11 protein-coding genes and 1 tRNA gene are annotated in these 14933 nt (G+C 52.8%); 9 read left to right on the top strand and 3 right to left on the bottom strand.

All coding sequences use genetic code 11. The features are described from left to right. Positions 1 to 36 precede the first annotated feature (36 nt). The 4 genes from lgt to RW023_RS03555 all read left to right on the top strand — a co-directional run bounded on the left by lgt (position 37) and on the right by RW023_RS03555 (position 4820). Complete coding sequence (gene lgt, locus RW023_RS03540; RefSeq protein ID WP_315579924.1) at positions 37 to 984, top strand: prolipoprotein diacylglyceryl transferase; 948 nt, start codon at positions 37 to 39, stop codon at positions 982 to 984. Between the two features lie 9 nt (positions 985 to 993). Further along, a complete protein-coding gene (pyk, locus tag RW023_RS03545) occupies positions 994 to 2442 on the top strand; it encodes a pyruvate kinase (protein ID WP_315579925.1) in 1449 nt (482 codons plus the stop codon). Positions 2443 to 2513: 71 nt separating this feature from the next. Continuing rightward, positions 2514 to 4457 carry an acyltransferase family protein gene (locus tag RW023_RS03550; RefSeq protein ID WP_315579926.1) on the top strand — a complete coding sequence of 648 codons (1944 nt, stop codon included), beginning with the start codon at positions 2514 to 2516 and terminating at the stop codon, positions 4455 to 4457. Between the two features lie 147 nt (positions 4458 to 4604). Further along, on the top strand, positions 4605 to 4820 hold the full coding sequence (locus RW023_RS03555) for a hypothetical protein (protein ID WP_315579927.1): 216 nt from the start codon (positions 4605 to 4607) through the stop codon (positions 4818 to 4820). A gap of 175 nt (positions 4821 to 4995) precedes the next feature. On the opposite strand, the gene RW023_RS03560 is transcribed toward RW023_RS03555, so the two are convergent. After that, positions 4996 to 5072, bottom strand: a tRNA-Leu gene (locus RW023_RS03560). Positions 5073 to 5144: 72 nt separating this feature from the next. On the opposite strand from RW023_RS03560, the gene RW023_RS03565 reads away from it, so the two are divergent. Continuing rightward, positions 5145 to 5735 (top strand): ANTAR domain-containing response regulator, encoded by a 591-nt coding sequence (locus tag RW023_RS03565; RefSeq protein WP_009409463.1) that lies wholly within the window; start codon positions 5145 to 5147, stop codon positions 5733 to 5735. 45 nt (positions 5736 to 5780) lie between these two features. Here the strand turns inward: RW023_RS03565 and RW023_RS03570 are convergent, their stop codons facing one another. Next, complete coding sequence (locus RW023_RS03570) at positions 5781 to 6200, bottom strand: PaaI family thioesterase (RefSeq protein WP_315579928.1); 420 nt, start codon at positions 6198 to 6200, stop codon at positions 5781 to 5783. A 28-nt stretch (positions 6201 to 6228) separates the two neighbouring features. On the opposite strand from RW023_RS03570, the gene polA reads away from it, so the two are divergent. Both polA and rpsA read left to right on the top strand, forming a co-directional pair. Next, the gene (gene polA / locus RW023_RS03575; protein ID WP_315579952.1) at positions 6229 to 8913 is read left to right on the top strand and encodes a DNA polymerase I; all 2685 of its coding nucleotides are present in this window, start codon (positions 6229 to 6231) and stop codon (positions 8911 to 8913) included. A gap of 127 nt (positions 8914 to 9040) precedes the next feature. Then, positions 9041 to 10498 carry a 30S ribosomal protein S1 gene (rpsA, locus tag RW023_RS03580; protein ID WP_009409460.1) on the top strand — a complete coding sequence of 486 codons (1458 nt, stop codon included), beginning with the start codon at positions 9041 to 9043 and terminating at the stop codon, positions 10496 to 10498. Positions 10499 to 10725: 227 nt separating this feature from the next. Here the strand turns inward: rpsA and brnQ are convergent, their stop codons facing one another. Next, a complete protein-coding gene (brnQ, locus tag RW023_RS03585) occupies positions 10726 to 12075 on the bottom strand; it encodes a branched-chain amino acid transport system II carrier protein (protein ID WP_399499311.1) in 1350 nt (449 codons plus the stop codon). Between the two features lie 97 nt (positions 12076 to 12172). On the opposite strand from brnQ, the gene coaE reads away from it, so the two are divergent. Together coaE and RW023_RS03595 are read left to right on the top strand one after the other, a co-directional pair. After that, on the top strand, positions 12173 to 12844 hold the full coding sequence (gene coaE, locus RW023_RS03590) for a dephospho-CoA kinase (protein WP_315579929.1): 672 nt from the start codon (positions 12173 to 12175) through the stop codon (positions 12842 to 12844). A gap of 274 nt (positions 12845 to 13118) precedes the next feature. After that, on the top strand, positions 13119 to 14900 hold the full coding sequence (locus RW023_RS03595; protein WP_315579930.1) for a family 16 glycosylhydrolase: 1782 nt from the start codon (positions 13119 to 13121) through the stop codon (positions 14898 to 14900). Positions 14901 to 14933: the final 33 nt, after the last annotated feature.

Below are 14933 nucleotides of genomic sequence, written 5' to 3' on the forward strand. Positions count from 1 at the left end.
GGGGGAAGTAGTTGTTATTCACGAGGATTAGTTTTCATGCGCGCTCTTGCTTTGCCGTCGCCGAGTAACGGTGTATGGCATCTTGGCCCGATTCCAATTCGCGCTTATGGCTTGATCATCGCCTGTGCGATTCTCATTTCCGTATATTGGTCCGCTCGACGTTACCAGAAACGTGGGGGAGACCCGGACCTTTTTTATGATGTGGCACTGTGGGCGGTTCCGGCTGGCATTGTTGGCGCACGTGTTTATCACGTGATCACCTCACCAGATGCATATTTCGGCCAGGGCGGAAATCCGCTCATGGCTTTCGCGATTTGGAACGGCGGCCTGGGAATTTGGGGTGCGGTCGCAGGTGGAGCACTCGCTGCTTGGCTGGTTGTTCGTCACCGAGGCCAGCGCTTGGGTCCGATTGCAGATTCCCTTGCTGTTCCTCTTCTGGCTGCGCAGGCGCTTGGTCGCTGGGGGAATTGGTTCAATCAAGAACTCTTTGGAGCACCGACGACTCTTCCGTGGGGACTGAGCATTGACGATGCACATCTTCCCTCGGGTTATGCTCCAGGAACTCTTTTTCACCCGACCTTCCTTTATGAATGCCTCTGGAATCTAGCTGGGGTGGCAGTTCTGCTGCTGATCGATCGTCAAATCAAGGTGAAGTCGGGTCAGCTTTTTGCTTCGTACATCATGGTTTACACGCTTGGACGAGTGTGGATTGAGATGCTGCGCATTGATGATGCGCATCATTTCTTGGGACTACGCATCAATGTATGGACTTCGATTGTTGTCTTCTTGCTGGGTTTGATGATTTTTATCATCGCTGGGCGACGCTCTGCTTCTACTCGAGTTGATCCTGCCGAACTGTCCGCGACTTCTGATCCAACTGATAACAAGGATGAAGATTCGGCTACTCAGAAGACTGATGCAGATAAGGGCGATAGTCCTATATCACCGGAAAGTCGTCCTGTCGAAGAGGCCGAGGCACGTTAGGATAGAAACATGCGTCGAGCAAAGATTGTATGCACTATTGGACCCGCGACAGCCTCTGCTGAACAGATCCAGGCTCTGGTTGATGCCGGCATGGATGTCGCCCGTATTAACCGTTCCCACGGCACCGCTGAAGAGCATGAGGAAGTCGTTGAACGCGTTCGTCGAGCTGCACAGAACTCAGGTCGAGGTGTCGCCGTTCTTGTTGACCTTCAGGGTCCCAAGATTCGCCTTGAAACTTTCGAAGAGGGGCCGCAATACCTCGAAATTGGTGATACTTTCACCATCACTACCCGCGATGTTCCAGGAACCAAAGAACTCGTTGGGACAACCTTTAAGGGACTGCCTGGCGACTGTGCTCCCGGTGATCGTCTGCTGATCGATGACGGTAATGTTGCAGTTCGAGTTGTCGAGGTGACCGATACCGATGTCGTTACTCGCGTGGAGGTTCCCGGTTATGTTTCTGACCACAAGGGTTTGAATTTACCGGGTGTCGCCGTTTCGGTTCCCGCGATGAGCGCGAAGGATGAAGAAGATCTACGTTGGGGTATCAAGATTGACGCAGACTTCATTGCTTTGTCTTTCGTCCGGTCTGCGTCCGATATCGATTCCGTTCATGCAATTATGGATGAATGTGGGAAGCGCCTTCCGGTTATCGCTAAGATCGAAAAGCCTCAGGCCGTAGATGCTCTTTCTGAGATCGTCGATGCTTTTGATGGAATTATGGTCGCGCGCGGTGACCTCGGTGTGGAAATGCCGCTTGAGGACGTTCCGCTGGTTCAGAAGCGCGCAATTGAGCTGGCACGCCGTGCCGCTAAGCCTGTGATCGTTGCGACGCAGGTTATGGACTCGATGATTAAGAATCCTCGACCCACCCGTGCAGAAGCGTCTGACTGTGCAAACGCGATTCTTGATGGTGCAGACGCGGTTATGCTTTCTGGTGAAACCTCGGTTGGTGCCTATCCGATCGAAGCAGTACGAACCATGGCTCGTATTATCGAGTCGACAGAGGAAAATGGCGGAGAACGCATTGCACCTATGACGCCAATCGAGCTTGATCGCGCGTCTGCAATCTGCGGTGCTGCCGCGATCATTGCTGAGAAGCTGGATGCCCGTTATCTTGTGACTTTCACTCAATCAGGAACTTCTGCTCGTCTGCTTTCTCGCCTGCGCACACCTATCCCGATGCTCGCCTTTACTCCCTTGGAATCCACCCGCCGTCAGCTGGCATTGTCGTGGGGTATCCACGCTTACCGCGTTCCTGAGGTGAGACACACAGACGATATGGTCTGGCAGGTAGATCAGGTTGCCCAATCCGCTCGTCTGGCAGAGGTCGGCGATGAAATGGTGATCGTTGCCGGTATGCCGCCGGGGACTCCCGGTTCTTCCAATCTCCTGCGCGTCCATCGCTTGGGAGACGAGGTCGACTACGCTATCGGTGGATCGCGTAGCGACGCTTAGTATCTGTAGATCAGAGGGTGGGCAGGCCGGGAGGTCTACCCACCCTCGTACTCTGAGGAGTTTATTGAGCCATGACAACGGTGCCACGGTTATCTCACGACAATAGCGATGCCGATATCGCGAGTGAAACCGCGCAGAAGGATACTTCTTATCTGACCGGTGTCAATGGCCTGAGGGCACTGGGAATCATCGCGGTGATTCTTTACCATATCCGGCCGAGCTCGCCTGCTCCTGGAGGTTTCATCGGGGTCACATTGTTCTTTGTGATTTCTGGCTTCCTCGTCACCCGTTCGCTTCTTCGCGAGTTGGACGCTGAACGTGAGATTGCGATCGGCCGTTACCTTATTCGACGCTTCTCCCGCCTATGGCCATCAATGGTGGTTGTTACTGCTTTTTCAGCAATTGCATCTTTTGTGTTTTCTCCTTCCTTGCTTGTGAAGATGCACGACGATGTCATTCCGGCACTTGCGTTTTTCTCAAACTGGTTTTACATCTTTCGTGAAGTTCCGTATTTTGCGCAGGCAGGATTACCGTCGCCTTTAACTCATCTTTGGTTTGTCGCAGTCATCATGCAGTTTTACCTGCTGGCTCCAGTGATTGTTCTACTGCTCAGAGAGCTCTTCCGCTCGCGTTTTCATGCATTCAGCGCCCTCATCGTCTTGGCATGTCTTTCTGCCGTTGAGATGGCGCTTCTCTTTGCGCCTGGGACAGATTCTTCTCGTGTCTACTACGGTCTTGATACGCGTCTGGCTGAACTTTTAGTTGGTATGGCACTTGCTTTTGTGGATTCTTATGTTGTGAATGCGTCTCCTCGCGTGCGTACTCTTCTTTCGCTTTCGTCGTGGTTTGGTTTAGGTTTCCTTGTCCTCGTATCCATTTATGCACGCGGCTATATGACGTGGCTCTATCGTGGTGGTTTCTTCCTCTCGGCCTTGGTGAGCGCGTTGTTAATCTGTGGCGCGATGGTTCCCGGAATGTTTTCTCGTCTGCTCTCATTACGCCCGATTCAGCTGATTGCTTCACGTTCGATGAGCGCCTATATCTGGCACTACCCTCTGATTCTTCTGATGAACCCTGCACGCAGAACCTCTGTACTTCCATGGTGGGGGTGGGTTCTCGAATTTACAGTTTTTCTCTGTGTTGTCGAGGTCGCCTACCGCTTTGTTGAGAAGGCGCCATCGTGGGCGAGCGTACAGACCTGGCGAGCACTTCGAGGAGGAAAGCAAGATAGTCGTCGTGTGAGAGCGTCTGCGTCGTTACTCGTCGGCGCCTTAACCTTGAGCCTCGTGACCGCTTGCGTTCCCAGTCATGTTTTAGAGTCTGGGTCGAAGAAAGTGTCGTCAACTCTTGCTTCGCCGACTCCTTCTGCCCCGCAAGCTGAGCCTTCTACTGCTCAAACGGAAACGTCAACGACCCCAACGCCAATGCAGCCTCGTTTCCATGAGAAAAATGGAAAGGCTATCGAGCCGCAGGCCGCGGTTATCCCCGATAACTATGATCCTTCAGAATGGCAGTGCTCAGATGAAGAGGGCACGTGTTCTGTTCCCTTTGTGCTGATCGGAGATTCAGTAGCAGAAGGTGCAAGTTATTACTGGATTCCGGCGGTATTTCCCGACTCCTTTACCGACACAGAGGTTGGGCGCTCCTTCGAGAAGGGGATTGCAGTTTATCGCGAGAATTTGGCACAAGGCCATGATGGGACGCCGGTGATTGTAGCACTTGGTGGCAATGGGCCGATCACCTCTGTGGAGTCTGCGGCACCGCTCATCGAGGCGGCAGGGGAGCGGCCTGTCTTCTTCGTAACCGTACGAGCACCCCATCCTTTCCAGGATGAGAATAATGCGTTAATGTACAAGCTCGCTGAGAAGTATCCTCAGGTCGGTATTCTCGATTGGTATAAGTTCAGTGAGGGGCATGACGACTACTTCTATGATGATGGACAGCATCTAACAGAAGACGGTCGCAAAGCCTATGTACGAATGATCGAGTACGGCCTCATGGGGCAGGATAATTAGACATATCCTGATCATTGTGGAATACTTACACGTTCATCCACGTTGGATGACATGTAGGGCTTATGCCTGAACGTATCTACATGCGATTGCCTGCGCACCTTGAGCGCATATCCGTAGATACAGATGAAGAATGAAGAGGAGGAAGAAATGAATCAACTCAATACGAAAATTTCGGTCCGTGCGGCTTACGGTCGCCAGCAGGCTCTGAATCTGCCAGTGGCTCAACTCAGCGATGCCGTTCGCCCCTGGTATTCAGACTGGAACGATCAGCGAATTCAAGAGGCACTTGATAACCTGGCGCATCCTGAAATGCGTGATCGAGCTGCACAGTTCTTGGGTTTGGAGCTTATCCCTGCTGCCTGAGATGTGATTTGTCTCTCTATGGTCAACTCCGTCAACCATGTTGGTTGGCGGAGTTGATTCATGTGCTGACTAGTTTGTTGCAATTTCCGCAGTGTTAAACCGCATAATCTCAGAGAAAAAGCGGCTTAAAAGTTTCGGAGACTTTTAAGCCGCAAAGTGTCAGATCTAGACATCCTGGTACCCCGAGTGGGATTCGAACCCACAACAAGCCGGGTTTGAGCCGACCGCCTCTGCCAGTTGGGCTATCGGGGCAGCACACAAGTGCGCTAATAAGGATAAGATATAACCAGCGCTTGTGACAAACTATCGGACAAGGAAGACGACATGAGTGAAGAAGCTACTGAGCCGCGACGGGTACTTGTTGCGGAGGATGAAGGATTAATCCGCCTGGATATCGTTGAGACACTAAGCGGAGCTGGCTTTGAAATTGTTGGTGAAGCTTCGAACGGTGAAGAAGCCGTAAAGCTTGCCCTTGAGTTGGAGCCTGACCTTTGTGTTATGGATGTCAAGATGCCGAAGATGGATGGCATCACCGCTGCGGAAAAGATCCTTGCGGAGCTTTCTTGCGCGGTTGTCATGCTCACTGCCTTCAGCCAGACAGAACTTGTCGAGCGTGCTCGTGATGCTGGAGCAATGGCGTATGTCGTTAAGCCCTTTACGCCAGCCGATCTGATCCCAGCTGTGGAGATTGCGCTTTCCCGTCATCAAGAGATTGAATCCCTTGAAGAAGAAGTTGCTGACCTAGCCGATCGTTTTGAAACCCGTAAGCGTGTTGACCGCGCTAAGGGCCTTCTCATGAAGAACATGGGAATGACGGAACCCGATGCCTTCCGTTGGATCCAAAAGACCTCTATGGACCGACGCCTTTCCATGCGTGAAGTTGCAGACGCGGTTATTAACCAGGTTGAGGGTTAAGAGCCTTCGGTCGACGAATGGGCGCGGGTATTACCCGCGCCCTTCTTACATGTTGAGAATCCTGTTTGATACGCGCGCAACGGCGATGAGCTGGTGATCTTCATCCGTAATACGGACTGTATAAACTGTTGAGCTTCGTCCGAGATGGAGTGCCTCAGCCGTTGCTCGGATCATTGATCCTCGGCCAGCTTTTAAATGAGAGATATTGAGTTCGACGCCGACTGCAACTGCATTGTCTCCCATAAGCCTCTGGGCGTGGAGAATTGCAGAATGCGAAGCGGAAGTTTCAGCCAAGGCCGCACTAGCGCCACCATGGAGAAGGCCCTGAGGTTGGGTATTACCAGAAATTGGCATCTCGATAACGGTGCGCTCTGGGCTCTGCGAAATAATACGCATGCCCATCCGATTCATCAGTGTGTCATGCCAGCTATTAGGCAAACCAATTTCGCCATTCGAGGTGTGCATCGTGCCCTCTCGCCGTAGTGTGTCTTCTATGAAGGAGACCCTGCTTGTTATCGATGGTCATTCAATGGCCTTTCGTGCATTCTATGCCCTACCGGTAGAGAAGTTTGTGACTGCGCAAGGACAGCACACGAATGCGGTATATGGCTTCGCCTCGATGCTGATTAAGATTCTCGAGAAATATCAGCCGAGCCATGTTGCGGTCGCCTTCGATGTCTCCCGACATTCTTTTAGGACTGAGGAATATCCCGAATATAAGGGAACTCGCGATGCGACCCCCGAGGAGTTCAAAGGACAAATTGAGCTAATTAGGGATCTTCTCGCCGCGATGGGTATTCGCTCGCTCTCTCGCGAAGGCTTTGAAGCAGACGATTTTATTGCAACTCTGGCTCATCGAGGCACGCAGGCAGACATGCGCGTCTTCGTCGTTTCCGGAGACCGGGATAGCTTCCAGACAGTTACCGATACCGTCACAGTGCTTTATCCCGGATTAACCCCGGGAGATCTTCGTGAAATGACTCCGGAGCGTATTGAGGATAAATATGGTGTTCCTCCGTACCGATACCCAGAAATTGCTGCTTTGGTCGGCGAGGCCTCGGACAATCTTCCGGGAGTTCCGGGGGTGGGTCCCAAGACCGCAGCTCAGTGGATTAACCGCTTCGATGGCCTCGATAATTTGTTAGAGAACGCTGATCAAGTGGCAGGAAAGCGGGGGGAGGCTCTTCGTGAGCATGTCGAAGATGTTCGCAGAAACCGCCGACTCAATCACCTCCTGACCGATATGGATCTCGAATGCGAATTGGATGATTTGCGTCGTGACGTGACAGATCGGCAGTCGCTTGCGGCTCTTTGTGATGCGCTGGAATTTCGCTCGCTCCGCTCTAAGATCCTTGCAGTCGCCAGTATTGGCCTTGGGAAAGCGGAGCAGAAAGAAGAACAGAGTCTTTCTCAATCTGAAGTGGCAGCGCATGAAGTATCAGTGACGCTTGCGGATGATCGGACCAACCTCAGTCAGTGGCGTCAGGACCACCCTGAGAACCTCTCCCTCTTTGTCGATGGTGTACTAAAAGTCAATGGTGCGGAGGTAAACACCCTTACTTTTGCCACTGCTGATGAGGCACTTGTCATTGATCCGACACTGCTTACAGCTCAGCAAGATGCTCAACTCGCATCGCTTATTTCAGAAGATGGCCTCATTGTCTACGACTTCAAAGGCAGCATCCATGCGTTGCGAGCGCGGGGGTGGGAACTTGGCGATCCTTACTGCGACCTACTTCTCGCTGCATATTTGGTCAATTCTGAGCACCGTGGTTACAGGCTTTTCCAGTTGTTCTCTCGTTACTTGGGTATTGATGAGGAAGAGAAGAAGAGCGAGACAACGCTCTTCGACATGGGGATTACCGAAGAACGAGCACACGAACTTGGAGTGGCCGCAGGGCGCATGCACCCGCTTGCTGCGATCCTCATGTCGAAGTTGGACGAGAGTGAGCAAACTCGTCTCCTTGAACAACTGGAACATCCAATCGCTCGTTTGTTAGCACAGATGGAACAATATGGAATCGGTGTTGATGAAGAATTCCTCCGCTCGCTCTCGCACGAGCTAGCCTCAGATGTTGAGTCTGCACAACGCAGTGCATGGGAGGTCTTGGGACATGAAGTAAACCTCTCATCTCCTAAACAACTTCAGACGGTTCTCTTTGATGAGCTCGACCTGCCAAAGACAAAGAAGACCAAGACCGGATACACGACTAATGCTGAAGCATTAACGGATCTGTTTGAGCGCACAGGGAATGAATTTCTGCGCCATCTTCTGGTACACCGTGACCGGATTAAGCTCAACCAGATGGTTGATGGACTCAACGCATGCATTGGGGATGACCAACGCATACACACCACTTTCTCTCAGACAGCAGCTGCTACAGGACGTCTTGCCTCATCGGACCCAAACCTGCAGAACATTCCAGCACGGTCTGCTGATGGCCTGCGTATCCGCGCTGGTTTTGTCGCGAAGCGACCCTATGTTGACTTGATGAGCGCGGATTACTCGCAGATTGAAATGCGCATCATGGCGCATCTATCGCAGGATCAAGGCCTGATCGAGGCCTTTAATTCTGGGGAAGATCTTCACCGCACCATGGCGGCCATGGTCTTCGGCGTAGATCCGGCAGATGTGACCTCCGAAGAACGTTCGCGTATTAAGGCAACTTCATACGGTTTGGCCTATGGCCTTTCAGCTTATGGTCTGTCAGCGCAGCTGCAGATTCCTGTTCACGAGGCCTCGGCTTTGCGTGATCGCTATTTCGAGCGTTTCGGCGGAGTTCGTGACTACCTTGAAAGTCTCGTTGATGAAGCACGTAAGGATGGATGGACTCAGACTATCTGCGGACGTCGGAGATATCTGCCTGATCTTCACTCGGCAAATAGGACGCGCCGTGATATGGCTGAACGTGCCGCCTTGAACGCTCCGATCCAAGGAAGTGCCGCAGACATTGTCAAAATGGCGATGCTCGATGTTCAAAATCGTCTTGATCACAGTGATCTTTTGTCGAGGATGCTCGTGCAAATCCATGACGAACTACTGTTTGAGATTGCCCCAGGTGAGGAAGAGCAACTCCGTCAACTTGTCCATGATGGAATGGAAGGCGTCATGAAGTTGAGGGTGCCGTTAGAAGTGGCAATTGGTGTTGGTGAGACATGGAAGGATGCTGCGCACTAGGAGAGCTGGACTTTTAGCCCTATTCTGTTAGAATGCTCAAGGTACTGCTACGTGCAATAGCCATTTGCACTGTGCAGCCGCAATTGTCCATATCTAGTAATACGTCCGTTTCGGAGAACACAACTACATGACCAGCACCAACTCGCAGCCGGCAGTTTCTACACCCCAGGTTGCAGTGAACGACATTGGGTCCCGCGAGGACCTGCTCGCCGCTATCGACGAGACCATCAAGTACTTCAACGATGGCGACATCGTCGAGGGCACTGTCGTCAAGGTTGACCACGATGAGGTCCTTCTTGACATTGGCTACAAGACCGAGGGTGTTATCCTCTCTCGCGAGCTTTCCATCAAGCACGATGTCAACCCGGATGATGTGGTTGCCGTTGGTGATCAGATCGAGGCCTTGGTTCTCCAGAAGGAGGACAAGGAAGGCCGCCTGCTCCTGTCCAAGAAGCGCGCACAGTACGAGCGCGCATGGGGACAGATCGAGAAGGTCAAGGAAGAAGACGGCGTTGTTACCGGTACCGTCATCGAGGTCGTCAAGGGTGGCCTGATCCTAGACATCGGCCTGCGTGGCTTCCTTCCCGCATCCCTCGTCGAGATGCGTCGCGTTCGCGATCTCGCACCTTACATCGGTCGTGAGATCGAAGCCAAGATCATTGAGCTGGATAAGAACCGTAACAACGTTGTTCTGTCCCGCCGCGCATGGCTTGAGCAGACTCAGTCTGAGGTTCGCACCAACTTCCTGCACACCCTCCAGAAGGGCCAGGTTCGCAGCGGTGTCGTGTCCTCCATCGTTAACTTTGGTGCCTTCGTTGACCTCGGTGGGGTCGACGGTCTGGTTCACGTCTCCGAGCTGTCTTGGAAGCACATCGATCACCCCTCAGAGGTCGTCGAGGTTGGTCAGGAAGTCACCGTCGAGGTGCTGGATGTCGATATGGACCGCGAGCGCGTGTCGCTGTCGCTGAAGGCCACCCAGGAAGATCCGTGGCAGACCTTCGCACGTACTCACGCCATCGGCCAGGTCGTGCCCGGCAAGGTTACCAAGCTCGTTCCCTTCGGCGCATTCGTGCGTGTTGAAGACGGTATTGAAGGCCTGGTTCACATCTCCGAACTTGCTCAGCGTCACGTCGAGCTGCCCGAGCAGGTCGTTAAGGTTGGCGACGAGGTCTTCGTCAAGGTCATCGATATCGACCTCGAGCGTCGTCGTATCTCGCTGTCCCTGAAGCAGGCTAACGAGCGTGTCGATCCCAACTCTGAAGAGTTTGATCCTTCGCTTTACGGTATGGCTGCCGAGTACGACGAAGAGGGCAACTACAAGTACCCCGAAGGCTTCGATCCCGAAACCCAGGAATGGATGGAAGGCTACGAAGCTCAGCGTGAGGCTTGGGAAGCTCAGTACGCACAGGCCCAGGCTCGCTGGGAAGCTCACAAGGCTCAGGTTGCAAAGGCCCTTGAAGAGGACGCCGAAGCAGCTCCCGCAGTCGAAGAGCAGGCTTCGTACTCGACCCCTGTCGACTCCGAAGGCACCCTCGCCTCCGATGAGGCGCTTGCAGCACTTCGTGAGAAGCTGACCAACAACTGAATCACAGCGCCTAAGCGCTCATAGTCAGTTCTGAGGCCCCGGTGAAAACCGGGGCCTCAGTTTTTGTCATTGTTTAACTGGCGGAATGGTTGGGGCCGATATCGAATAGATCAGGTTTTGGATCTTGATGGCCCTCTGAGGTCTAGGGAATCATCGCTTCAGATTATCGAGGCTAAGAGTGATGGCCCGTCTGCAACGAGACGGGCCATCGTCATAGGCAATAGATGCTAGGCCTGGATTCGCTTGGAAACGACCAGATCGATTGCGAAGCCGATCAACGCTGCGATGGCGGTCGGTAATATCCAACCGATTTGAAGGTCTTGACCAGGACTCCAAGCCATCAAAGGCGCAACGAAGTCCAGTACCCCAAAGGAAATCACTGTCGTGAGAAGTGACCAGATACTTGCAAGCCACACGCCAAGACGGAAGGTCCAGCGAACCTGCATTGAGTAGTGAAGGGGGTGGGTGAGGATCGTAATGAAAACGATGCTAATGGCGATGGGGTAGAGGAAAGTAATGATTGGAACCGCCACCTTAAGAACCGTTGAGAGTCCAGCGGATGCCAGTACGAAGGAGATAATCGTGAAGCCGACAAGCCACATTTTGTAGGTGATCTTAGGAAGCAGTCTTTCAAAGAATTCTGAAGTTGCAGCGAGTAAGCCGACAGCAGTTGTCATACATGCGGTAAGCACAATGAGTCCAAATACAAGCTGTCCAGCCGTCCCCATCGTTATGTGAGAAGCGTCGGCAAGGAGTGTAGCTCCATCGGTGTAGTCTTGCCCACCAGGAATAACGTGTCCAATCAAACCCAGACCGACATAGACCAAACCAAGCAAAATACCCGCGATAAGGCCTGCCGCACTGGTTCGACGAATGAGCTTTGCGCCGCTTATTCCTCCTTCTCCTTGATCAAATGAAGCGACGACAATGATGCCGAATGCAAGTGCAGCAATCGAATCCATGGTCATATATCCGTCGAGCAAACCAGCTGTTAATGGCGCGTGGACGTACTGTCCGACGGGAGCAGCATCAGAGGGTGGAAGTTTTGCCAGCGACAGGAAAACCAAAAGAACAAGGAGAACCAGAAGGACAGGCGTCAGGATTTTGCCGAGGTGGTTGACGATTTGACGAGGATTCCACGAAAGAAACAGCGCAAGCCCGAAAAAGCATGCATTAAAGATCATTGAGCTCATGAATGAAGTCGAATGAATGATCGGTGCAATTGCGGTCGAGAAAGAAACAGCACCCGTACGTGGAAGTGCGTAGAATGCCCCGATCGACAGATAGACCATGCATGAGAATGCGATTCCAAATGCCTTTCCGCCGCGTCCAGAAAGGTCCCGCAGATCAGTTCCTGACAATGCGATTGCGATAATCGCAATGACAGGCAGAGCAACACCGCCGATGAGGAAACCGATCATGGCTGGGTTAAAGTTTGATCCGGAATTGGCGCCCATGATGGGCGGGAAGATCAAGTTTCCCGCACCGAAAAACATTGAAAACAAGGTGAGGGAGGTTGCGATCAGCAGTCCCATTCCTTGGGGACGCTTCGTCTGCGTTGTTGCTGTTTCAGTCACTATTCTGCTTCTAGCCGTAGAAGTAATTATTTCTGTCGCGATTCTTTCACTTCGTGCCTGTTGTGCCAAGCTGTGTTCACTGTTCTAGTCTTCAGATGTGAAGACAGTCATTCAATCCGGAGGCGCGAGCGCCTATCTTCTTCGCTCAATACCGCCGGCGCGCACTCAAGGACCGGCACTTTTTCTTGCACTCAGCGGAGGAATCGGTGCGGGAAAGTCCACGATTGCTCATGTGTTGCGCGGCCTCGGTGTCTTTGTCGTGGATGCGGACCAACTGGCACGCGAAGTTCTTTCGCCTTTCCATCCCGTGTACGAGGCCGTGCTGGCTCACTTTGGAGCCGATCTTGCATTCCCGGATGGCTCACTTGACCGGCGCCTTCTCGCGCAGAGAGCCTTCTCTTCACCTGAATCGACTTCGCTGCTGAACTTGCTCACGCATCCTGCGATTTCAGCTCTTGCTTGGGAACGACTGAAATCTGCTCCCCAAGGTGGTTGTGCGCTCTATGATGTTCCACTTCTGACGACCTATGAAGATGCCTCACTTTTTGATGTAGTGATTATGGTCAGTGCACCAGAGGAATTGCGCGTTGAGCGGCTAATATCTCGAGGTCTGAGCGAAGTAGATGCTCGAGCTCGCATACGCTCGCAAATTTCGGATAGCGAGCGCCGGAAGTTAGCAACTATCTGGGTTGAGAACCTCGGGAATCAAGAAGACCTTGCCGAAGTTTCCAAGCAGCTCTATTCGTGCTGGTTGACACGTGTGCACTAGTTGTTCAAACTTCTTCAGTATTTCTTCAGCTTTCACATGAATTCAACGGGTAACGCTCAATTAATAACCCGGAAAACACCCAGAAACAACCAGTTTGATACGTAAAAATTTATCTGAACGAGAAACTAGACCGGTTGTGACTGGGACGCTTGAAGTCGGATATCGCAAAAGTCGCTTGTGGCGATGATAACCGTCTTCCTCGTGGGGGCAACGAAGAGCTTCTGCATCGTATAGCGAACAGGCCAGCCGACATTTACCGCAGAGATGAGGATAAATGGCGCTGTTGAAGACGAAGCGTACTTTTGTTGGAAGCAGGGCGGTGCGTACTCTTGGTGCACTGACCCTTGGCGCAGGAATGACTTTGGGCGGTCTCTCGCTTGCGTGGGCTGGCGATGAAGTGCCCGGACCTGATGAAGTACGTGCACTGGGATACAACACCCTGACCTTTCAGGATGAATTTAACGGGAGCGAGCTTGACACCTCGAAGTGGGGTTTGGCACTAGGATGCTTCGATCCGAATGCTCACTCTCAAGCCCAATACTCCGATGCCAAGGAAAATGTCAGCGTTTCAGGCGGCGTTCTTCACCTAACCGCACGTTATGAGCCAAAGACGCAGAAGTGGGATCGTAATACGCATTCCATGGTCACCGTTGACCGCGAATGCAAACGTACCTCTAATGGGCAGACGGATTCTTACAAGGCTCCATTTACCTCTGCGATGGTTCAAACTCGCGATAACAAGGGAGTGAAGTGGGCTGCCTACGGTGACTTCTACGCTGAAGCTCGAATCAAACTTCCCACAGCAGTCGCATCATGGCCTGCATTTTGGATGACGGGTACAGATCCAATTAGCTTCCCCGCACACGGCGAGATTGACGTAGTTGAGGCAAAGGGCTGGGATCCGCACTTCCTCCAGGCAAATGTCCATACACCTCGCGTCGGTAACCCACAGAAGACCGAACAACATATGGGACAGTTGGGCGGTGACGGCTCGTCACAAAGCCAGTTCCACACCTATGGCGTTGAGAAAAACGGTCGGGCGATTACTTTCTACTTGGACGGACGTAAGGCGCATACCGTTACTTACGACCAGGTGAAGGGGAGCAACCCCTTCGTGAATGACGCTAACGGTATGATCTTGCGCCTGAATCAGATGGTTGGTGGAACATTCCTTGCGTCCGACAAGGGCGATACAACCTATACGGATGCTACGAAGTACATCGATGCGTACAAGGGAAATGGTTCTGACATGCTCGTCGATTACGTGCGTGTATGGAAGAAGGGCTCGACAACAAGAAGCGTTCCTGAACCGACTCCTACGACAAGTGCACCTGAGGTGACGACACCGACACCGACACCGGAGGCTACTACTCAGGCTCCCTCTCCGGTTACTCCCAGCGCGACAGTTGAGACTCCTGTTGCACCAACACCCAAAGCTCCTATTGTTGCACCACAACCGGTCGTTCCTAGCGCCACTTCCGAAGCGCCCGTAGCGCCGACAGCGCAACCGACAGTTGTCGCGTCTCAGCCGGTTGTACCGACTGAAAGTACCCCGAATCCAGTTGCAACAACACCGGTTCCGAACACAAATGTTGTCGCACCTCAGCCCGTTGCTCCGCCCGTGACAACCGAGGCGCCCAAGCCAACTTCCGACTCAAATACCAATTCCCGCAGGCGAGTTCGTCGCTCTACTGAGACGGAGCCAAGCCCGGTAGCAACGGAGACAACCAGTGCTGTCTCGACCCCGAGTAATGATGTTTCGGCATCCCCAAGCACTGCGGAGCCTTCTGCTCCAAGTGATTCGTCATCGCAGATCTCTGAGGACCCACAGGACCAGGTACGCGATCGTGCCACAGAAGCTCAAAGCATTGGTAATACTTTGACTGTCGGAAATGCTGCATCTGTTGCAACGACCGCACAGGCAATCGAGCAAAAGCCCGCAATTGTTCGTGCCTTGGCTCAAACAGGTGGCTCCTTCTGGTCGTTGGCTCTCGCGGGAGTGCTTGCTGTTGGCGGTGTTGCGATGATTGCCTCGCAGCGTCGTGTGAAGGAGTAAGCGCTAGGACCCGCTTGGTCTTAAGCCGTTCAC

It is taken from the genome of uncultured Actinomyces sp. (assembly GCF_963542285.1).
Classification (GTDB): Bacteria; Actinomycetota; Actinomycetes; order Actinomycetales; family Actinomycetaceae; genus Pauljensenia.